This is a genomic window from Pseudomonas meliae, assembly GCF_001400515.1.
Taxonomy (GTDB): Bacteria; Pseudomonadota; Gammaproteobacteria; order Pseudomonadales; family Pseudomonadaceae; genus Aquipseudomonas; species Aquipseudomonas amygdali.
In genome coordinates, this window is the sequence record NZ_LJQT01000045.1 from 10,332 (window position 1) to 31,869 (window position 21,538).

General features: G+C 58.4%; 17 protein-coding genes and 2 pseudogenes (1 of these 19 running past the window's edge). 11 read left to right on the forward strand and 8 right to left on the reverse strand.

Going from position 1 to position 21,538, the window contains the following annotated elements; translation table 11 throughout:
- Positions 1-293: the 3' portion of a HopW family type III effector protein gene (locus tag ALO64_RS01925; protein WP_054991644.1), read on the forward strand. The gene continues 2,449 nt to the left of window position 1, outside the view; 293 of the gene's 2,742 nt are visible here — the last part of the coding sequence; its start codon lies off the left edge, out of view; it ends in the stop codon at positions 291-293.
- Between the two features lie 314 nt (positions 294-607).
- Here ALO64_RS01925 and ALO64_RS01930 read toward each other — a convergent pair whose 3' ends face one another.
- On the reverse strand, positions 608-775 hold the full coding sequence (locus ALO64_RS01930) for a hypothetical protein (RefSeq protein WP_005733669.1): 168 nt from the start codon (positions 773-775) through the stop codon (positions 608-610).
- A 138-nt stretch (positions 776-913) separates the two neighbouring features.
- Positions 914-3,892, reverse strand: a pseudogene (locus ALO64_RS01935) (sensor domain-containing protein); the annotation flags it as partial.
- Positions 3,893-5,133: 1,241 nt separating this feature from the next.
- On the opposite strand from ALO64_RS01935, the gene ettA reads away from it, so the two are divergent.
- A complete protein-coding gene (gene ettA / locus ALO64_RS01940; RefSeq protein WP_044344363.1) occupies positions 5,134-6,798 on the forward strand; it encodes an energy-dependent translational throttle protein EttA in 1,665 nt (554 codons plus the stop codon).
- A 66-nt stretch (positions 6,799-6,864) separates the two neighbouring features.
- On the opposite strand, the pseudogene ALO64_RS01945 reads toward ettA, so the two are convergent.
- The 4 genes and pseudogenes from ALO64_RS01945 to ALO64_RS01960 all read right to left on the reverse strand — a co-directional run bounded on the left by ALO64_RS01945 (position 6,865) and on the right by ALO64_RS01960 (position 10,326).
- A pseudogene (locus tag ALO64_RS01945) lies at positions 6,865-7,352 on the reverse strand (GreA/GreB family elongation factor).
- 70 nt (positions 7,353-7,422) lie between these two features.
- Positions 7,423-7,776, reverse strand: a complete 354-nt coding sequence (locus ALO64_RS01950; protein WP_002555223.1) for a hypothetical protein — start codon at positions 7,774-7,776, stop codon at positions 7,423-7,425.
- Between the two features lie 135 nt (positions 7,777-7,911).
- Positions 7,912-9,765: an Lnb N-terminal periplasmic domain-containing protein gene (locus ALO64_RS01955; RefSeq protein ID WP_002555222.1), complete on the reverse strand. Its 1,854-nt coding sequence runs from the start codon at positions 9,763-9,765 to the stop codon at positions 7,912-7,914.
- Between the two features lie 72 nt (positions 9,766-9,837).
- A complete protein-coding gene (locus ALO64_RS01960; protein WP_002555221.1) occupies positions 9,838-10,326 on the reverse strand; it encodes a DUF3015 domain-containing protein in 489 nt (162 codons plus the stop codon).
- Positions 10,327-10,601: 275 nt separating this feature from the next.
- Between ALO64_RS01960 and ALO64_RS01965 the strand changes: the two genes are divergently transcribed.
- The 5 genes from ALO64_RS01965 to ALO64_RS01985 all read left to right on the forward strand — a co-directional run bounded on the left by ALO64_RS01965 (position 10,602) and on the right by ALO64_RS01985 (position 15,361).
- Complete coding sequence (locus ALO64_RS01965; RefSeq protein WP_005733673.1) at positions 10,602-13,037, forward strand: Lon protease family protein; 2,436 nt, start codon at positions 10,602-10,604, stop codon at positions 13,035-13,037.
- Positions 13,038-13,222: 185 nt separating this feature from the next.
- Entirely contained in the window at positions 13,223-13,552 is a 330-nt protein-coding gene (locus ALO64_RS01970; protein ID WP_044344364.1) for a PA4575 family protein, read from the forward strand.
- A 133-nt stretch (positions 13,553-13,685) separates the two neighbouring features.
- Positions 13,686-14,174 (forward strand): TIGR00645 family protein, encoded by a 489-nt coding sequence (locus ALO64_RS01975; protein WP_003313787.1) that lies wholly within the window; start codon positions 13,686-13,688, stop codon positions 14,172-14,174.
- Positions 14,175-14,282: 108 nt separating this feature from the next.
- Entirely contained in the window at positions 14,283-14,591 is a 309-nt protein-coding gene (locus tag ALO64_RS01980) for a DUF6482 family protein (protein WP_005733678.1), read from the forward strand.
- 152 nt (positions 14,592-14,743) lie between these two features.
- The gene (locus ALO64_RS01985; RefSeq protein ID WP_002555215.1) at positions 14,744-15,361 is read left to right on the forward strand and encodes an FKBP-type peptidyl-prolyl cis-trans isomerase; all 618 of its coding nucleotides are present in this window, start codon (positions 14,744-14,746) and stop codon (positions 15,359-15,361) included.
- A gap of 79 nt (positions 15,362-15,440) precedes the next feature.
- Here ALO64_RS01985 and ALO64_RS01990 read toward each other — a convergent pair whose 3' ends face one another.
- Positions 15,441-15,683, reverse strand: coding sequence for a PA4570 family protein (locus ALO64_RS01990; protein WP_002555214.1), 243 nt, complete (start codon positions 15,681-15,683; stop codon positions 15,441-15,443).
- Positions 15,684-15,913: 230 nt separating this feature from the next.
- Positions 15,914-17,497 (reverse strand): peptide chain release factor 3, encoded by a 1,584-nt coding sequence (locus tag ALO64_RS01995; RefSeq protein ID WP_005733681.1) that lies wholly within the window; start codon positions 17,495-17,497, stop codon positions 15,914-15,916.
- Positions 17,498-17,841: 344 nt separating this feature from the next.
- Here ALO64_RS01995 and ALO64_RS02000 point away from each other — a divergent pair, with 344 nt between their 5' ends.
- The 4 genes from ALO64_RS02000 to ALO64_RS02015 are packed head-to-tail and all read left to right on the forward strand — an operon-like array spanning position 17,842 to position 21,296.
- A complete protein-coding gene (locus tag ALO64_RS02000) occupies positions 17,842-18,555 on the forward strand; it encodes an ABC transporter permease (protein WP_002555212.1) in 714 nt (237 codons plus the stop codon).
- Positions 18,556-18,569: 14 nt separating this feature from the next.
- Entirely contained in the window at positions 18,570-19,463 is an 894-nt protein-coding gene (locus ALO64_RS02005; RefSeq protein ID WP_044344365.1) for a glycine betaine ABC transporter substrate-binding protein, read from the forward strand.
- A gap of 13 nt (positions 19,464-19,476) precedes the next feature.
- Positions 19,477-20,130 carry an ABC transporter permease gene (locus ALO64_RS02010; protein WP_044344366.1) on the forward strand — a complete coding sequence of 218 codons (654 nt, stop codon included), beginning with the start codon at positions 19,477-19,479 and terminating at the stop codon, positions 20,128-20,130.
- Positions 20,127-21,296, forward strand: a complete 1,170-nt coding sequence (locus tag ALO64_RS02015) for an osmoprotectant ABC transporter ATP-binding protein OsmV (protein ID WP_024680184.1) — start codon at positions 20,127-20,129, stop codon at positions 21,294-21,296. The genes ALO64_RS02010 and ALO64_RS02015 overlap by 4 nt, the downstream gene beginning before the upstream one ends.
- The last annotated feature ends 242 nt before the right edge of the window (positions 21,297-21,538 follow it).

Here is a 21,538-nt window from a genome sequence, read left to right on the forward strand (position 1 = left end):
CCAACCTCACACTTCCCGGTATGGTTGGAGAAGTGGCTGGCGCAGCAGCCGGCAAGGGGTTGAGCTACCTGACTGACAAAGGCAAGGCGGCGCATCAGGCTGGCAGGGCGGCAGCGTCCTGGGCCGGAGATTACGTCAGCACCTCGCGTTTGGGGAGCGCGATCGGCACCCTGCAAACGGCAATTCCGGGCAGGATTGCAGGCGGGCAGGTAGTGGCGGGTCTCTACGACCGCTTCCGGTACCTGACCTGGTCGCACCCGGCGCCTGCACCGCAAGCGGCTGGCGAGCCATAAGCCTGTAGCCGGTAGACCGCCGCCAGCAACGCAGGCGGTGGTCTTGCCTGGCTTACCACCATCACCGCCAATAATCCCTTCGCATCAACCCGCGCAAGCGTTTAATGGCAGCCTGCGTGCGGCCCACGGCTGGGCGCGCTCCAGTTGCCCGGCAAGGCTCAGCAAGGTCAGTTCGTCGCCAAACCGCGCGGCAAAGTGAGAACCCAGCGGCAGCGAATCGGCTGTCCAATATGCCCGAGCGCCTCCAGCAAGGCCGCAGTGTGTTGCAGTGCAGCCAGGGCCTCTGGTTCTGCCGGCCATGGTGATATTCCCCATCAGGCCTTGTCGAACTGCACCAGTGCGCGCATCCGTTCAAGCGCCTGTTGATGGAATGTAGAGATCGACGCGCTGCTGACCTCGGTCTGAAGCTCGAGAATCACCTTGTTCAAGACTTCGACGACCTGACAGGAAACACTGTCCAGGGACGTTGTATCGCTGATCATGCTACCCCCTTGTGTTCTTTGTTATGGGTAGAGCGCTCGCTGTCATTGACGCTGTGCGAGGCAGTGGCTCAAGTCTACTCATATTCAAGGGTTCGGCTATCGTTCAAATGGACGATGGCCGGGTCGCAAGGCTGGCCCTCAATCCAGCATGAACAGCGCATCGTTGCTGAATTGCGCTTCGAACTGGCTTGCTGGCATCGGGCGGCCGAACAGGTAGCCCTGGACTTCGTCGCAGCCGTGCTCGCGCAGGAATTCCAGTTGTTCGTGGGTTTCCACGCCCTCGGCGATGACCGAGAGGTTCAGGCTGTGGGCCATGGCGATGATGGCGCGGGCGATCTGGGCGTCCTGTTCGCCTGAGGGCAGGCCATCAACGAAGGTGCGGTCGATCTTCAGCACGTCAATCGGGAACTGTTTGAGGTAGTTCAGCGACGAGTAACCGGTGCCGAAGTCATCGACGGCGATGCTCAAGCCAAGGTTTTTCAGGCCGTCGAGGATCTGCATGGCTTCGTTGACCTCGCGCATCAGGATGCTTTCGGTCAGTTCCAGCTCAAGACAGGCAGGCGACAGGCCCGTCTGCTCCAGTATGTGGGCGATGCGTTTACCCAGCTGGCCGTCCGAGAATTGCCGCGCCGAGATGTTCACCGACACTTTGGGTACGCGAACTTTCGCCTGATGCCAGTGCTTGAGCTGGCGACAGGCTTCGGTGAGCACCCAGTCGCCGACTTCCACCACCAGCCCAAGCTCTTCGAGCACCGGGATGAAGTCGTTCGGCGGCACCAGCCCTCGACGTGGATGGCGCCAGCGCAGCAGGGCCTCCGCGCCCGTCAGGCGTTTGCCGTCACCACTGAACTGCGGCTGGTAATAGAGGGTGAACTCCTGCTGTTCCAGGGCGTGCCGCAAGTCGCTTTCCAGCTCCAGACGCTCCAGAGCGGTCGCGTTCATGTCCGCCTGATAGAACTGGAAGTTGTTCTTGCCACGTTCTTTGGCGTGGTACATCGCCGTGTCGGCGTTCTTCATCAACTGGCTCAGTTCCTTGCCGTCCTGCGGACTGAGTGCGATGCCGATGCTGGCAGTGACAAAGAACTCGCGGCCTTCAAGCACAAACGGCGTTACCAGACTGGTCAGAATCCGCTCGGCCACGTGAATGGCGCGAGTCAGTGCGGCTTCGCGCGAGGTGTCCGGCTGCAGCAACAGGGTGAACTCATCCCCGCCCATACGCGCCACGGTGTCATCGGAAGACACGCAGGCGAGTAGCCGCGTGGCCATTTCCTGAAGCATCCGGTCGCCAGCGGCATGGCCCAGAGAGTCATTGATCGGTTTGAAACGGTCCAGGTCGAGGAACATCAGCACCACCCAGGCCTGTTGGCGCTCGGCGTGTTGCAGCGCCGAATGCAGGCGGTCCTGAAACAGGGTGCGATTGGGCAGGTGAGTCAGGGCGTCGTAGTAGGCCAGACGGTGGATACGGTCTTCACTGGCCTTGCGCTCGCTGATATCGCTGAAAAAGCACACATAACTCGCCAGATCGCCTTCATCGTCGAGCACTGCGGTAATGCCGACCCAGGCCGGGTAGTGTTCGCCGTTACGGCGCTTGAGCCTGATTTCACCTTCCCAGGTGCCTTGGCCGCACAATTGTTTGAGGATGTAGCGCAGGTGGTTTTCCTGTTCCGATTCTACCGTGAGCATGCCCGGTAGCTGGTCGAGCACCTGGGCAACTTCATAGCCGCTGACGCGGGTGAACGCCTCGTTGGCCTGAACGATGTAGCCGGCAGGGTCGGTAATGAGGATCGCCGATGTCGAGTGTTCAAATACGGTGGCGGCCATGCGCAGGTCTTTTTCTGCCCGACGCTGCTGGCTGATGTCCCGGCCGACCCCGAAGATGCCCTCGAAATTGCCGTTTTCGTCCCACACCAGAACCACCCGCAATTCCACCGGGATCTTGCGACCGTCTGCACGCAGGCAGTCGAACAGAAACATTCTGGTCGTCACTTCTTCGCGCAATCTGGCGAGTTCCTGAGGTTTGTGCAGCACCTTGCCGATGCGGCTGATGAGCGCATCGAAACCGATCACTTGTTGAGGGTTGGCAATGACGGCGGACCAGCCGTTCTGGAGAATCCACTCGGCGCTGTATCCCAGTGCGCGTTCCACCGAGGGGCTGACGTAATTGACTGCCAACTGGCCATCCGTGGAAAAGATCACATCGCTGATGCTTTCAGCGAGCATCCGGTAACGCTGTTCGCTGTCACGCAGCGACTGGCTGGACGCGACCTGCTCGGTAATGTCCTTGGCGATGCCGATGATGCGGGTGACCAGGTTTTCTGCGTCCCAGGCCAGCGCCTGTTCGCGCACATCGAAGCAGCGCCAGTTGTTCTCGCGATCCCGAAAGCGCAGCACGCATTGCAATAACTCGTTATGGCCGTGATGGCGCTGGCGCAGGCGCATGTCCTGATAGCTTCTGGCGTCGTCAGGGTGCAGCAGGATTTCCCAGAAGAACTCGCCCATGGCGCGCAGCTCGGATTTGCTGTAGCCCAGCGTGTAGCCGAAATGGTGGTTGCTGTAGATCACTCGCTGGCTGAGTACGTCCTGAACGTACAGGTGGTCCGGCACGGTTCGCACCACGTCGGACCAAAAGCTCTCGCGGTCCAGCAAGGACAGCTCGATCTGTTTGCGGCTGGTGATATCGCCGATGCTGAGAATAACGGCATCGAAGTCGCTACGTGACTCGGGCAGGCGCATGACCAGCCATAGATGCTGGTCCTGGCCGCTCGCGCGTGTCAGGCATATTTCCAGTTCCAGCCTGGGCAGCCCGGCGAGAACAGCCTGAATAACCTGAACGCCGATGCCGGGGCGCGAGCGCGATTCGCCCTCGATCAACGGCTGCCACGCCTGTTCACTGTGTTCGATTTCCAGCAGGCCCAGAGCAACTTCGTTGAGTTCGTTGATTCGCAACTGCTGCAACAGTCTTTTCAGCGAGGCTGGCTGGCTTTTGAGCAGAAGTTCGAAGTCTTCGTCCGTTCTGACTTCGAGTGCTTCCAGTTGCTCTTGCAGACCCGACATGTCCATGACGCAGATCGCAACGCCCGCACCCTCGAAGATATCGCGATAGCGGCGGCGGCTTTGCAGCATCTGGCGCTGGCGTTTGCGCAGGCTCATCAGCGCGATCAATGGCAGGATCGACAGCAGCAGGCCGATCAGACACTTGCCGATCAGAGGCGCAAGCAGCTCGCTGCGGGCCTTGTAGGTATCGAACAGGCCACGCAGTTGCCAGTCGCTGTTACTCAGTGGCTGAAGCAGAACGGTATCGGAAAGACCGCTGTCCGCCTCGTTGGAGGGCGCCGGTTCACGGAGGAGAACCCGCTGGGTCTTGCGTTGCTCCAGGCGCCAGATATGTTGAAAGTCCTGAGTTGGCTGGCTTGCCAGGTCCTTCAAGGCGTCGGGTGCCATGCGTAGCGCCCAGTAATCGCCGCTAACGCCACCGCCTTGGCGAATCAGTATATAAATCTGTTTGACGTCTTCGGTGCCGGTGTAGAAATAGGGGTGGCCTTGGGCCTTTTTCATGGCCTGTCGGAGAAACTCTCCGTCGCGGGATGCCTCGGCGCTGTCACCGACAATGTCACCCGTCGGGTTCAGCCGCGCGGCGCTGCGCAGCGCGGGCAGGGCAGTACGGAGGCTTGCCAGTGCCGTCGGCTGCTCCAGCCGGTCTCCGGAGGATTGCGCCTCGTCCAGCAGGTTCATGGCGATTTGCGCCTTGAGTGCCATGTTCAGACTCATCCGGTCGGAAAGCTGGATGCTGTACTCCAGGCTGCGCTGACGCTGGCGTTCCTGAGTCTGATGAAACTGCTCGATCAATTGCCAGAACAGCAGTGCAAGCACCACCAACACCAGCGCGGCCAATATACCTTTCACTGAGCCGCGCAAAGGCCTGGTCGCACTGTCTGTAGCGACACTGGATGACGGCAGAGGCGTTGAAGTGGGCAAATCGTTGTTCCTGACTGCTGGACTGAAGCAGCGATGCTTTATGTAAAATGAGCGGGCCGCCCAAAGAGGGCGGCTAGCATGCCTTTACTTGTGGCAGAGTGCCAGCCCCATTGGGCCGGATCGTTTGCCCTGCACGCTGCATTCGGGTAGCTTTGCGCAACGCGTGGTATCCACCGACTCCTGCATGAGTGACTCCACTTTTTGCAATATCGACCAGGCTTTATATGTGTCAGCACGGCCCCGATCTGTTTCTGCCTGGGTTCATTCAAGGCTCGGAACGGTCTCGCGGCAAGTCTTGCGGACAAATAAAAGCTTTTTTCCGGCCGGAGCTTTAAGCTCGCGTTCTAAATCGGTCCTCATCACAGACGCTAGGTTTTCATTTCATGGCTCAATACGTCTACACCATGCATCGGCTGAGCAAAGTTGTGCCGCCGAAGCGTGAAATCCTGAAAAACATCTCTCTGTCTTTCTTCCCCGGCGCCAAGATCGGCGTGTTGGGTCTCAACGGTTCGGGCAAGTCCACGCTGTTGAAAATCATGGCTGGCGTCGACACCGAGTTTGACGGCGAAGCACGTCCGATGCCCGAGCTTAATGTGGGTTATCTGCCGCAAGAGCCACAACTTGATCCGAACAAGACGGTCCGTGAAGTGGTTGAAGAGGCGGTCAGCGTCATCAAGGACGCCCAGGCGCGTCTTGATCAGGTTTACGCCGAATATGCCGAGCCGGACGCTGATTTCGACAAGCTGGCAGCCGAGCAGGCCAAGCTTGAAGCGATCCTGCAGGCCAGCGACGGTCATAACCTGGAACGCCAGCTGGAAGTAGCCGCCGACGCACTGCGTCTGCCCGCCTGGGATGCGAAGGTTTCGGTCCTGTCGGGTGGTGAAAAACGCCGTGTTGCGCTGTGCCGCCTGTTGCTCTCGGCACCAGACATGCTGCTGCTCGACGAACCGACCAACCACCTGGATGCCGACTCTGTCGCCTGGCTGGAGCATTTCCTGCACGACTTCCCGGGCACCGTGGTTGCGATCACGCACGACCGTTACTTCCTGGATAACGTAGCCGGCTGGATTCTGGAACTCGACCGCGGTGCGGGTCTTCCTTACGAGGGTAATTATTCCGGCTGGCTTGAAGCCAAGTCCGACCGTCTGGCTCAGGAGTCCAAGCAACAGACCGCCCACGAAAAGGCCATGAAAGACGAGCTGGAATGGGTCCGCAAGGGCGCCAAGGCGCGTCAGTCCAAATCCAAGGCGCGTCTGCAACGCTTCGAAGAAATGCAGTCGCAGGAATTCCAGAAGCGCAGCGAGACCAACGAGATCTATATCCCGGCCGGTCCGCGTCTGGGCGACAAGGTCATCGAGTTCAAGAACGTTACCAAGGGCTACGGCGACCGTGTGTTGATCGACAACCTGTCGTTCTCCATGCCTAAAGGTGCCATTGTTGGCGTGATCGGCGGTAACGGTGCCGGTAAATCGACCCTGTTCCGCATGCTGATGGGCAAGGAACAGCCGGATTCGGGCAGCATCGAAGTCGGTGAGACCGTGCAACTGGCCTGCGTGGACCAGAGCCGCGATGACCTGGACGGCAGCAAATCGGTGTTTCAGGCGGTGTCCGACGGTTCCGATGTGATCCGTATCGGCAACTATGAAATCCCGTCGCGCACCTATGTTGGCCGCTTCAACTTCAAGGGTGGCGATCAGCAGAAGTTCGTCAAGGACCTGTCCGGTGGTGAGCGTGGCCGTCTGCATCTGGCGCTGACCCTGAAAGAGGGCGGCAACGTGCTACTGCTCGACGAACCGTCCAACGACCTTGACGTTGAAACCCTTCGTTCGCTGGAGGAAGCGCTGCTGGACTTCCCGGGCGCCGCCATTGTGATCTCCCACGATCGGTGGTTCCTTGACCGTGTAGCGACGCACATCCTGGCGTACGAAGACGACTCACAAGCGATCTTCTTCGAAGGTAACTACACCGAGTATGAAGCGGATCGCAAGAAGCGTCTGGGTGAAGCAGCTGCCCAGCCGCACCGCGTGCGTCACAAGAAGCTGGCCTGATCAGCGTTAAGGCATGCGCCGTTCCTGACCGGGAACGGCGCTGCCGTTATTGTTCATCAGCGCGCTTTAAGCATCCGGCTCGATCAGCAGTATTTCAATCGACTGGTTCCCTGCCGGTCGCTCCCACACCACTTCATCGCCCTTCTGCGCACCGATCAATGCACGTCCCAGTGGCGAGCCCCAGTTGATCAGCCCTTTGGCGGCGTCCGCCTGATCCTCCCCGACCAGATGCACGCGCTGGCGGTTGTCTTCTTCATCCGCGAACGTCACCCAACTGCCAATTTGTACCTTTTCGGTCGAGATGGCCGTTGTCACAACCTGCGCACTTTGCAGGCGCTGGGTGTAATAACGCAGGTCGCGTTCAAGGTCAGCCTGGCGCTGTTTATCGGCGGCGTCTCCCAATGCAGTTTGCGCACTGTGCTGCGCCTGCAGGCTGCTGACGTGCTTTTCAGGCCCTCGGCGGTGACGTAATTGGTCTGTGCGCTGACCAGCCGCTCTACCGGTTGCTCGGCATCGGCGGCAGCGTTGTCTTCGTTTACAAATGCGCGGCTCATGAGGTGTCCTCCCTAATGAGCTTTGGGCCACAAGAGGGCATCATTGGTTTCGTCGATCTTCCCGCGTGCGTCAGTTTGGGCGATAGGCCTTGGCTGCACTGCGGGTCTTTTCCCGCTCCCAGGCACGATCACGATCGTTGAAGACCTGGCCAGGGTCGAGTCGGTCGCGGTTATCCTGCGAGGCCTGACACTGGCGAAAACCGTCAGTCCAGCCTTGGGCGTAGAGCTTGTCCTTCAGATAGCGGGGTACGTTTTTTCTGAATTGACCGGTGCTGGCACCTGCTGCGTCCCTGCCACTGCTGCAACCATCCTGATAACCGTCTGCAAAACCCGGCGGATAACCCTCGGCCAACATCTGGTCACGGGTGGACTGACAACCTGCCAGCACGATGGCCAGCGACAACAACACCCAATACCGCTTCATGGTGGTTCCCTCTACTTATGAGAGGAGTCTAGAAGGTAATTTGTGAGTTATTTGTAAAAGAGATGTAGGGAATAAGTGATGGCAGCGTGCCTTTATTTTGAGCCAGCGCCGCCCGCAGTTTTTGCACTCATCCTGTCAGTAGTGATACCACTTCACCTCAAGCATCACTTCGTTCTGCGGCGAGCTCATCTGGCTGAACTCGCGTTGGGCACTCAGGCGCAGGCCGAGGTTGCGCGACAGCTCCCACTGCTGATTGAGGCTGACGCTGCGGCGTACTTCGCCGTTGGTGAAGTAGTCGCCCTTGGCTTCCAGGCTCAGGTTGCCCAGCGGGTTGCGCCACAGTAAGCCAGTGTTGAAACCAGCAGCGGGAGAGATGAATTCGGCGAAGTCGTTGTTGTGCTCGACGCGCACGGTGCCCAGCGCAAAGCCCAGCACTTCGTCGCCCAATTGCCAGGTACCACCACCACCACCGTTGACGTGGCTGACAAGGTTTTCATCGCCATGTTTGCCAAGTACCCGTTCCAGCCCGCCGGTGACTTGCCATGACCAGGGTTTCAGCAGCTCGGTACGCGGGGTCAGGGAGCGAATGGTGGCCAGGTCCAACTGCTGAACTTGCCAGTCGTTACCTTCGTATTGGCGCACCTTGAGCTGAAGAATCTCGATCTGCGCACCCAGCGGAAAGCCGTAAGCGTTGTCGTTCAGGTCGTGATAGGCCATGCGCAGGCCATATTCGGCGAACGCTTTGTCACCGCGTGTGCCCGCACCCAGTTGCCAGGTACGTGATTCGTGGCCTTCTTCCGGCAGGCCGGGGCGCGGGATGTCCAGCTGTGGCGGCGGGTTCTGATTGATCGCCTGCAGCAACTCGAAACTGCGTTGCGAGCGCTGCGTGTCGCGTTCAAGCCCGTTGGCGCGGTAGCGCTCCAGACGGTAGGCCGCGTCCTGAATCAACGCGCGTCGTTCTTTCGGCTGGGCGAGGTACTCGCTGTTTTGCAGTTGTTTCTGATCGGCGCTGACTTTCAGCACCCACTGTTGTTCGTCGGCATCAAGGGGCTCGGCGCGGCTCAGCAATTCCCGCTCGCGAGAAGGGCGATAGTCGATCTTTTCAACCAGCCCTGCGGCTTTGATCGCCTTGACCGTATCGGTCGGGATCGCAGTCAGCCCGAATTGCTCGGTGAGATTCAGCCCGGGTCGTGCGACCTGCAGCAATTCCAGCAGACGGTACGAGCAGTTTTCGTCGAAGAAGAAATAGCTGAAGCGAATCTGTTTCAATTCCCAGACATGTTCAACCATGCGCCCGGTTTCTTCCGGGGTAAGGTTCAGACGGTATTCCCACAGGTCACGGTTTTCCAGGCTGCGGTATTCCGAGAGCTTTTCCTGATAGGGCACCAGCGCAAACAATCCAGGGTAGCCGCCAGCCAAGCCTTTCCAGGCATACAGAATGCTGTTGTCCATGCCTTCGATGTACGCGCCGAAGTTGATCGCATAGCTGAGTAATGTGGTGTTGTTGGTTTTCGCGCTGGCCGGATCGATGCGCAGTAACGTGTGGCCGAACATCGACGAGGGGCTGTTGAGGTACGCGGCCGGAAAAATCAGTACGGTGCTGTCCGGTGCCACATCCTTGTACCAAGCCTTGAACTCTTTGCAGTCCGGCGTCGGCAGGTCAGTCAGTTGCAACTGGTCGCGCAGCCAGCGGGTGCGTGCTGGGTATATACACTGGGCGTGGGTCTGTTCGTTGGTTACGGGGGCGTATATGGCGTCAAGTGTCGCGCTCAATTCCGCCTTCGGGTCGTGTGCACCGTCCGCAGCGAGAAAGAATTTCGGGTCTGTCACATAGCTGCGCCAACCGCCGAGCTTGCCTGCCTCGTAGTGACCCAGTGAAATCCAGAATGGCTCATTGGCCAATTGCTGCAAACGGTCAGCGGTAGCATGAGGTGCCGCAGACAAGGGGGCACAGACAAACAGCGCCAGCGAGACAAGACGTTTGAGCATAGAGGGCAACTAGTCAAGAGAAGTCAGGAAAGGTGATCCCGCCTTTTGCGATGAAAAGGCGGGCGAACGACTTTAAGCCTGGGTAGCGTACTTGGCCAGAGTCGGATCGTTTTTCAGAACGTTGACGGTGTTGGTGTGAACGTCTTCAGCGGTGGCGTCGGCCTTGCTGAAGATTTGCGAGAAGTGCTCGTGAGTGACCGCAGCGAAGTGCTCACGATCTTCTGGTGCAACGCCCAATACCACAGCGTAGGTAGTCAGTGCTTCGCCCTGACCCATCGCCATGTCCTTGGAAAGTTCATCCATCATGCCGTTCATGGCAAGCCAGGATTTACCGCCGTAAGTCAGTGCGCCGTTGGTCGAGCAGCCGTTGGTACCGGAGGTCATGCCGAAGGTGGCGTTACCCGAGGTGCCGTTGGTGGTTGAGGCCAGGAAGTGAGCTGGAGTGCCGCGTTGACCTTCAAACAGCATGTTGCCCCAGCCGCAGTCCGGACCGCCTGGCGCTTGAGCCATAGCGTTGATGGATACAGCGGCGAAGAGCGTTCCAAGAAGAATCCGTTTCATAGCTTTTTCTCTTTTTAGTTCAGCCAAGGGTCGAGTTTCTTGAGTAGTCACATCAAGACAGACGGCCAACCAGCAACCACCTGTGCAGTTTGGAGCTTAGGCAGGTTCCAAGGGTTCCGTGAGCTATTACAGATTATTGCCGAAAATAGAAATTTTCCGGGCAGCGGGCTACGGCTTTAAGGCTGTAAGTGCCTTTCGGTTTTTCCTGCCTTGCAAGTCTTGTACGGCGAGCGCCAGAATGCCGACATCTGCCCCGCCTGATGTAAGGATTACTGATGCCCGATTCTGTCGCAGCCAACCTACGCCTGGCGCCACATGCGCTGACCCGTCCGTTTTCCGCTGAGCAGTTCAGCTTTGCGACCACTAACGAGCTTGAACCCTTTCGCGGTGTACTAGGCCAGGAGCGTGCCGTAGAGGCCTTGCAGTTCGGCGTTGCCATGCCGCGCCCCGGTTACAACGTATTTGTCATGGGTGAACCCGGCACTGGCCGCTTTTCGTTCGTCAAACGCTACCTCAAGGCTGAAGGCAAGCGGATGAAGACGCCTTCGGACTGGGTTTACGTCAATAATTTCGATGAGCCCCGCGAGCCCAAGGCGCTGGAACTGCCACCAGGCACTGCGCATGAATTCACGGCCGACATCGGTGGCCTGATCGATAACCTGTTGGTGACCTTTCCGGCGGTTTTCGAGCACCCGTCCTATCAGCAGAAGAAAAGCTCGATCGACCGTGCGTTCAATCAGCGCTACGACCGCGCACTGGATGTGATCGAGCGCCTGTCGCTGGAAAAGGACATCGCGCTGTATCGCGACAGCTCCAATATCGCCTTCACGCCGATGGCCGATGGCAAGGCGCTGGACGAGGCCGAGTTTTCGCAGTTGCCCGAGGCTGATCGCGAGCGTTTTCACGAAGATATCTCCGCCCTTGAGGAACGCCTCAACGAAGAGCTGGCCAGCCTGCCGCAGTGGAAGCGTGAGTCGAACAACCAGCTTCGTCAGTTGAACGAAGAAACCATAACGCTGACCTTGCAGCCATTGTTGGCACCGCTCTCGGAAAAGTACGCCGAGAACGCCGCGGTCTGTGCGTACCTGCAAGCGATGCAGGTGTACCTGCTCAAGACCTTGGTCGAGCAACTGGTCGACGATGCCAAGACCGACGCTCAGGCACGCAAGTTACTGGAAGAGCAGTACAGCCCGAGCCTGGTGGTGGGAAATACCCGCGACGGCGGCGCGCCGGTGGTTTTCGAGCAGCATCCTACGTATGACAACCTGTTCGGGCGTATCGAATACAGCACTGATCAGGGCGCGCTGTACACCACGTATCGCCAGTTGCGGCCCGGTGCGCTGCATCGCGCAAATGGCGGCTTTCTGATTCTGGAAGCCGAGAAAATGCTCGGCGAGCCGTTCGTCTGGGACGCGCTGAAGCGCACCTTGCAGTCGCGCAAGCTGAAGATGGAATCACCGCTGGGCGAGCTGGGGCGCGTGGCAACCGTGAGCCTGACGCCGCAGGTTATTCCGTGGAACGTCAAGATCATCATCATTGGTTCGCGCTCGCTGTATTACACCCTGCAAGACCTCGATCCTGACTTTCAGGAGATGTTTCGGGTACTGGTCGATTTCGACGAAGAAATTCCGATGGTCGATGAAACGCTCGAGCAATTCGCTCAGTTGCTGAAAACCCGAACGTCAGAAGAGGGCATGGCACCTTTGACCGCCGATGCGGTGGCGCGACTGGCAACCTACAGCGCTCGACTGGCTGAACACCAGGGGCGTTTGTCGGCGCGTATCGGCGATCTGTTCCAGTTGGTCAGCGAGGCAGACTTCATCCGCCAGCTGGCCAGTGACGACAAGACCGACGCCGGGCATATCGAGCGAGCGTTGAAGGCCAAGGCCACGCGCACTGGGCGGGTTTCCGCGCGGATTCTCGATGACATGATGGCGGGTGTGATCCTCATCGACACTGACGGTGCCGCGGTCGGCAAATGCAACGGCTTGACGGTTCTGGAAGTCGGTGATTCGGCGTTTGGCGTGCCTGCGCGTATTTCCGCCACGGTCTATCCGGGTGGCAGCGGGATTGTCGACATCGAGCGCGAGGTCAATCTTGGCCAGCCGATCCACTCCAAGGGCGTGATGATTCTCACCGGTTACCTGGGTAGTCGTTACGCTCAGGAATTCCCGCTGGCGATATCAGCCAGTATTGCGCTTGAGCAATCCTACGGTTACGTGGACGGCGACAGTGCGTCGCTGGGCGAGGCCTGTACGCTGATTTCAGCGTTGTCGCGCACACCGCTCAAGCAGTGCTTCGCAATCACCGGTTCCATCAACCAGTTCGGCGAAGTGCAGGCGGTGGGCGGGGTCAACGAGAAAATCGAAGGCTTCTTCCGTCTTTGTGAGGCTCGTGGGCTGACGGGCGAGCAGGGCGCTATCATTCCGCACGCCAACGTCACCACGCTGATGCTGGATGAGCGTGTGGTACAGGCCGTGCGTGACGGGCAATTCCATATCTATGCGGTACGTCAGGCCGATGAGGCCTTGAGCCTGCTGGTCGGCGAGCCTGCCGGTGCGCCTGACGAGAATGGCGAGTTTCCGGAAGGCAGCGTGAATGCACGTGTGGTCGAGCGCTTGCGCGACATCGCGGAAATGCTCAGCGACGAAGACCTCAAGGAAGAGCTGGAGAAGGAGCCAGCCCAGTTACAGCCTGAACTGAAGGTCTGACAACGGCGCTAGCCGGGCGGTGCTGACGCCGCCCGGTATTGCGTTCATCAGCAATCCGTTCATCAGGGATATTTCCCGCGGGACGGTTTTCTTCTAATCTTGATCATGACTGCAGTGGCCAATCGGATTGGCGCACATCCTGCTTTGCCAGACGGATGAATACTGTTGCTGATCAGGAGCGCATCATGCAGCGTAGCCTTTGCCTTACCCGAGAATGCATGGGGCTGATGACCCGCATCGAATGTGTCATTCGGCCTCTTCCCCACGATGGTGGACAATGGATGGTGCTCTTCGCAGCCGGCATGTCTGAAGAACAGCCCTCTGCGATCAAATCCCAAGGACCGTTCAACGGCCTGCCAGCGGCGCAGGCGGTATTGACGAGCATTATCGAGAGCCTATCGCTGCATGGTTATCAATGCGCCGATGATGTACCGATATGGACCTTGCATATTCAAGCCGAACTGCGACGCATCAACAGTGGCATGATGGTGTGTGAGCGCTCATCGCTTTTCTAGCCAGTCTGCGCTACGCATGCCGGTCTCCTGACAGTGCATATATGCGCGCTGTGCGATATTTTGTCGCATCTCCAGAGCAGCGCGTTACCGCTGATATACTCGCCCGCTCCTTCAAAACACCTTGCGAGTATCAATGGAACGTTTTTTTGAAAATGCCATGTACGCATCGCGCTGGCTGCTGGCGCCGATCTATTTCGGTCTTTCCCTTGGGCTGCTGGCGTTGTGTCTGAAATTCTTCCAGGAAATCTTTCACGTCATCCCCAACATTTTCTCGCTGGCCGAGGCTGATCTGATTCTGGTGCTGCTGTCGCTGATCGACATGGCGCTGGTGGGTGGTTTGCTGGTGATGGTGATGATTTCCGGCTACGAGAACTTCGTATCGCAGCTGGACATCGATGAGGACAAGGAAAAGCTCAACTGGCTGGGCACCATGGATTCGTCTTCGCTGAAGATGAAAGTGGCGGCCTCCATCGTGGCAATCTCCTCCATACACCTGCTGCGGGTGTTCATGGATGCCACCAACATCAAGCCTGAATACCTGATGTGGTACGTGATTATCCACATGACCTTCGTGATATCCGCGTTTGCGATGGGCTATCTGGACAAGGTCACCAAGCACTAAGGCGACGCGCGATGAAAGGGGCGGGCGTTATCGTTTCTGGCATGTCGGCGCTGTGTGTTGTAAAACGTCCGTTCCGATGCATCAGGCATTTGCGCAGGAGGTTCGATCATGAATTATCAGGAATTTATCGAACACGCCCAGGCCGGGCGGGTCGATGAGCTGAACCTGATCTCCATCGAAGGCGGCATCTATCTGCTGGATGTGCGCATGAATGGCACTTCGGTGATGCTCAAGGACCCGGCAGGCAAGACCCTGCATCTTCGCTCGGTGGAGCATGCGCGGGATTTGCTCAAGGACATACCGGTGGTGCCTTTTTACCTGGTCCATTGTGTGGTCCATGACGAGCTGTGCGGCATGCCGGTCAATGACCGCTCTGAAATGCGCCTGCCGATCTCGTTTCATTCCTCCTGGTCCTGATCGCCAGCCGCGTATTGCTGCTGCGGTAGGGGCTGTAGCGGCAATTGTGCTAGGCTGCTCGGCCTTTTGGTTCGGGGCGCATCAGCGTATAGCGTGATTGCCGTTCAGGTTTTGCGCGATACCGACTGCGTGCCCCTCTGCGGAGCAGTGTCATGTCCGAAGTCAACCTGTCCACCGACGAAACCCGCGTCAGCTACGGCATTGGCCGTCAGTTGGGCGATCAGTTGCGCGACAACCCGCCACCGGGTGTCAACCTGGAAGCCATCGTGGCAGGCCTGCGTGATGCATTTGGCGGTCAGCCAAGCCGTGTGGGTCAGGAAGAGATGTCCGCCAGCTTCAAGGTCATCCGTGAAATCATGCAGGCCGAAGCGGCCGCCAAGGCTGAACAGGCTGCGGGTGCCGGCAAGGCTTACCTGGCTGAAAATGCCAAGCGCGAAGGCGTGACCACGCTGGCCTCGGGTCTGCAATTCGAAGTGCTGACCGCTGGCGCTGGCGCCAAGCCGACCCGTGAAGATCAGGTGCGCGTGCACTATCACGGTACGCTGATCGACGGTAACGTCTTTGACAGCTCCTATGATCGTGGCGAGCCTGCGGAATTTCCGGTCAGCGGCGTGATTGCTGGCTGGACCGAGGCGCTGCAACTGATGAACGCTGGCAGCAAATGGCGTCTGCACGTACCGAGCGAGCTGGCTTACGGCGCTCAGGGCGTGGGCAGCATCGCACCGCACAGCGTGCTGGTGTTCGACGTGGAACTGCTCGACGTTCTGTAATCGACCCAGTCGATCCAGAGGGTCGCTGAACGAATCGCGCTGATTCGTTCAGCGGCGGGGTTGTGCTGATGCTCCATGCTCAGTGCAACTCACCCATCGGGCGCAACGCCCGCGCATAGCAGAACAGAAACAGGTTTCTCACCAGCTCCTTGAGCACCAATGGCTCGCTGGAACTCAAACTGCACACATCCAGATCGCCCTGATCGCGTAACTCCTCCAGCGCTTCCTCTTCCAGTACGGCACACACTTCCCCCGTCTCGCGGTGGAGTATTCTCAGGTAAGGGTGGGGTCTGTCCAGCCATGCATCGATCAAATAGGTCATGTCTCATCTCCTGTGCAAGTCAGATGAGAATAATTCTTATTGGTATAATAGCAAGACTCTATTGAGATTAATTCTCATTTTGCGCTGAATGGTTGATCCAGGTCAGTGGATGTTCAGGAAGGGTTGGACGCAGAGCGTCGCACGATAGTCGCCATTAAGCTTATCGTCCCTCACGCTCCAGTGTGGGAATGCCGTTCCCCACACTCTGCGTCGCACGATAGTCTGGATTATCAGTGATGCTCGCGGGTGGCGCGGAATTTCACGTCGGGCCAGCGTTCTTCCATCAGTGCCAGGTTCACGCGGGTAGGGGCGAGGTAGGTCAGGTGACCGCCGCCGTCCACTGCCAGGTTTTCCACAGCCTTGTTCTCAAACTCTTCGAGCTTCTTCTTGTCGGCGCAGTCGATCCAGCGGGCAGACCACACGGTGATCGGCTCGTAGGCGCACTCGACCTTGTATTCTTCCTTCAGACGGCTAGCGACCACATCGAACTGCAGCACACCGACGGCGCCGAGGATGATGTCGTTGCTGCGCTGCGGGAAGAACACCTGCGTGGCGCCTTCTTCGGCCAGCTGCTGAAGGCCCTGACGCAGTTGCTTGGATTTGAGCGGGTCCTTCAGGCGCACGCGGCGGAACAACTCCGGTGCGAAGTGCGGAATACCGGTGAAGCCCAGTGCTTCGCCTTCGGTGAAGGTGTCGCCGATCTGGATGGTGCCGTGGTTGTGCAAACCGATGATGTCACCGGCATAGGCTTCTTCCAGTTGCTCGCGCTCCGACGAGAAGAACGTCAGCGCATCACCGATCCGCACGTCCTTGCCCAGGCGCACGTGGCGCATTTTCATTCCCTTGTCGTAACGGCCAGAACAGATACGCATGAACGCGATGCGGTCGCGGTGCTTGGGGTCCATGTTCGCCTGGATCTTGAACACGAAACCGCTGAATTTCTCTTCGGCCGGTTCGACGGTGCGCTCGTTGGCCACGCGTGCCAGTGGCTTGGGAGCCCAGTTCACCACGGCATCGAGTACATGGTCGACGCCGAAGTTGCCCAGCGCGGTGCCGAAAAACACCGGGGTCAGCTGGCCGTCGATGAATTCCTGCTGGTTGAACTCGTGGCAGGCACCCTGCACCAGTTCCAGTTGCTCGACAAAGCGGTCGTACTCGTCACCCAGATGGGCGCGGGCTTCGTCCGAATCGAGCTTCTCGATGATTTTGGTTTCCGTACGCTCGTGGCCATGACCTGCTGTGTAGACAATGATGTAGTCGTCGGCCAGGTGATAGACACCCTTGAAGTCCCGGTAGCAACCAATCGGCCAGGTGATCGGCGCAGCCTTGATCTTGAGTACGGCTTCGATTTCATCAAGCAGCTCGATAGGGTCGCGGATGTCGCGGTCGAGCTTGTTGATGAAACTGACGATAGGCGTGTCGCGCAGGCGGCAGACATCCATCAACGCAATGGTGCGTGGCTCGACGCCCTTACCGCCGTCGAGGACCATCAAGGCTGAGTCGACTGCCGTCAGGGTGCGATAGGTGTCTTCGGAGAAGTCTTCGTGGCCTGGGGTGTCGAGCAGGTTGATCATGTGGTCGCGATACGGAAACTGCATCACGGATGTGGTGATGGAAATACCGCGTTGTTTCTCCATTTCCATCCAGTCGGATGTGGCATGACGGTCGGATTTACGCGACTTGACCGTACCGGCGATAGAAATGGCCTTGCCCATCAGCAGGAGTTTTTCCGTGATGGTGGTTTTACCCGCATCCGGGTGGGAAATAATGGCGAAAGTGCGGCGTTTCGCGACTTCGGCGGCCTGTTGGGTCATGGGAAATCGCCTGAGACGGTATTGAAAAAGGGCGCAGATTATAGCTCAACTCGCGGCAATAACCGAACCGTTCAGACAATAAACGATGGCCAGATAATGTCTCGTGTGGGAACCTTTCAGGTCGTGGAGAAGTCCACTCCCCCGTCAAGGCTCGCAACGAAGCCAACGCAAGGGGCTGATTCATCAGCATGTTGGCTTGACGAAGCTGCGCTTATGGCTTGTGTTTTCGCCGAGGTTAAACCCTTACCGGCGACCCACCCGCTGCTCTTCGCGAACGTTATTGCCGGTGTCCTTTGCGGACGCCCTGGTCAACGCGTTCGCCGACTGAAATAAGGAGTCCGCCTGTGGCTAATCGCTATGGCAAGGGGCTATTGGGAGGTGCGGTTGTGATCGCACTCCTGGCCCTGCTGATCCACTGGATCGGCATCAGTACTATCAAGCAATACCAGGATGACCTGCTGTTCTACCTTCAGGCTCACCTGATTCTGGTTCTGGTTTCAATGTTGGCGGCCCTGGTGGTCGGTATCCCCGCAGGCATCGCCCTAAGCCGCCCGAGCATGGTTGGCCGCGCCGAACGTTTCATGCAGATCTTCAACATTGGCAACACCGTTCCTCCTCTCGCCGTTCTGGCCATTGCCCTCGGGATACTCGGGATCGGCAGCGGGCCTGCGATCTTCGCGCTGTTCCTCGCCTCTTTGCTGCCCATCGTGCGTAACACCTATGAAGGCCTGAAAAACGTTCAGGGTTCACTCAAGGAAGCTGCGGTCGGCATCGGCATGACCCCGCGTCAGGTGCTGTGGCGTGTCGAGTTGCCTAACGCCGTGCCGATCATCATCGGTGGTGTGCGTGTCGCGCTGGCGATCAATGTCGGGACCGCGCCATTGGCGTTCCTCATCGGTGCCAACAGCCTGGGCAGCCTGATTTTCCCCGGCATCGCCTTGAACAACCAGCCGCAACTGGTGCTGGGTGCGGCGTGTACCGCTCTGCTGGCGCTGCTGCTTGACGGGCTGGTGATACTGGCCAGTCGTCTATGGCTGGAACGCGGTCTGGCTCGCTGAGCGAAGGAATTATCATGAAAAGAATATGTTTGTTTTTAGGTTTGGCCTTGCTGTTTCCGGCATTTGCCCAAGCGGCAGATAAACCGCTTTTACGGGGCGGCGCACGGGTGTTCACCGAGCAGACCATGCTTGCCGAGCTGACTGCGCAATACCTGCGAACCAAGAACTACGATGTACAGATTACCGGCGGTCTTGGCAGCAACCTGGCGCGTAGCGCACAGGAAAGCGGTCAGTTGGATCTGCTCTGGGAATACACCGGTGTATCGCTGGTTGCCTACAACCACATCGATGAAAAGCTCGACAGCGCACAGACTTACGCGCGAGTGAAGGAAGTCGATGCCAAGAAAGGCCTGGTCTGGCTTTCGCCGTCGAAATTCAACAACACCTACGCGTTGGCACTGCCGCAGAAAGTGGCTGACAAGTACCCGCAGGTCAACACCATGACCGACCTGACCAAAGTGCTCAAGGACGAAGCCAAAGAGGGTCATGTCGTAGCGCTGGACACCGAGTTTGCCAACCGTTCCGACGGCCTGATCGGTATGGTCAAGCACTACGACATGAATCTCGGTCGTGAAAACACCCGGCAGATGGACGCTGGGCTGGTCTACACCGCGTTGCGCAACGGTCAGGTTTTCGCCGGTCTGGTGTACACCACCGACGGACGTCTCAATGCGTTCAAACTGAAAGTGCTGGAAGACGACAAGCACTACTTCCCTGACTACACCGCAGCGCCGGTGATCCGTCAGGAATATCTGGACAAGCATCCGGACATCGCCACGCTGCTCAAGCCGCTGGCTGACCTGCTGGACAACCAGACCATGATCGACCTCAACGCTCGCGTCGACGTCGGCCATGAAAGCCCCTCCACGGTTGCTGCAGACTTTCTGCGCCAGCACCCATTGAATTAAGGAAGGAGACGATATGAGTTTCTTGAGCGCCTTCTCCCATCTGGACTGGGCACAGGTTCTGCACCTGACCTGGCAGCACATTACGCTGGTGGGCATCGCCGTGACCCTGGCGATTCTCGTCGGCGTGCCGCTGGGCGTGCTGATGACGCGTTTTCCAGCATTGGCAGGCCCGTTGCAAGTCAGCGCCACAGTGCTGCTGACTGTACCGTCGATTGCCCTGTTCGGCCTGTTGCTGCCGTTCTACTCCAAATTCGGCCAGGGCCTTGGCCCGATGCCGGCTATTACCGCAGTGTTTCTCTATTCGCTGCTGCCGATCATGCGTAACACCTACCTGGCCCTGACTGGCGTAGAACCGGGTATCCGCGAGGCCGCCAAAGGCATCGGCATGACCTTCGGCCAGCGCCTTCGCATGGTTGAACTGCCTATCGCCGTACCCGTAATCCTCGCCGGTGTGCGCACCGCCGTGGTGATGAATATCGGTGTCATGACCATCGCCGCGACCATCGGTGCCGGTGGTCTGGGTGTACTCATTCTCGCTTCAATCAGCCGCAGCGATATGTCGATGCTGATCGTCGGCGCGGTACTGGTCAGCATTCTGGCCATCATCGCCGACCTTCTCCTGCAATGGCTGCAACGCACGCTGACTCCAAAAGGATTACTGAAATGATCGAACTCCAGAACCTCTCCAAGACTTTCCAGAGCAACGGCAAAGAAGTGAAGGCTGTCGATTCGGTCAGCCTCACGGTCAACGAAGGCGAAATCTGCGTCTTCCTTGGCCCTTCGGGCTGCGGCAAGAGCACCACGCTGAAAATGATCAACCGCCTGATCATGCCGACCTCCGGCAAAGTGCTGATCAATGGTGAAGACACCACTGATCTGGACGAAGTGACCCTGCGTCGCAACATTGGCTATGTGATTCAGCAGATCGGTCTGTTCCCGAACATGACCATCGAAGAGAACATCGTGGTCGTGCCCAAGCTGCTCGGCTGGGACAAACAGCGTTGCCATGACCGTGCTCGCGAACTGATGAGCATGATCAAGCTGGAGCCCAAGCAGTACCTGCATCGCTACCCGCGTGAATTGTCCGGTGGTCAGCAACAGCGTATCGGCGTGATCCGTGCACTGGCTGCGGACGCTCCCTTGCTGTTGATGGACGAACCGTTCGGTGCGGTCGACCCGATCAACCGCGAGATGATCCAGAACGAGTTCTTCGAGATGCAGCGCGCGCTGAACAAGACCGTGATCATGGTCAGCCACGACATTGATGAAGCCATCAAGCTGGGCGACAAGATCGCCATCTTCCGTGGCGGTAAACTGCTGCAGATCGATCACCCTGACACCTTGCTCGCGCATCCGGCGGACGACTTCGTCAGCAGCTTCGTCGGCCAGGACAGCACGCTCAAGCGCCTGCTGCTGGTCAAGGCTGAAGACGCCGCCGACAACGCGCCGTCGGTCAGCCCGGAAACCCCGGTTGCCGATGCACTGGACGTGATGGACGAAAACGACCGTCGCTACATCGTTGTCACCGACAGCGAGAACAAGGCAATGGGCTACGTGCGTCGCCGTGACCTGCATCGCCAGCAGGGCACGTGCGCGCAGTTCCTGCGTGAGTTCAACGCAACCGCCGCTTACGACGAGCACTTGCGCATCCTGCTGTCGCGCATGTACGAGTTCAACCGTGCCTGGCTGCCGGTGCTGGACGCCGAGAACGTGTTCCTGGGTGAAGTGACGCAAGAGTCCATTGCGGCTTACCTGAGCTCGGGCCGTTCGCGTGGTATGAAGACCAGTATTGTTTCGCCGGCTGAAACGGCTGCGGCAGACGCACAGGTTTAATTTGAAAAAAGCTAGTCCAGTTCTGCAATGGCCTGGGCTAGCTTGATTGGACAGTGTCATCCCTTCAGGCCTCACCGGTAATGTCAACTATCAGGTCTGTCAGTAGTCGTGCAGTGGCTGTGAGCGTATCGTTGCTTGACGCAGTAAGTTTTCAATGATGTTGCTGCATGTGCTAATTCATGTTGATTGAAGGAATGGGCAATGACTAAGCTGACGGAAAAGCAGTTAGGGAGGCGCTGCAA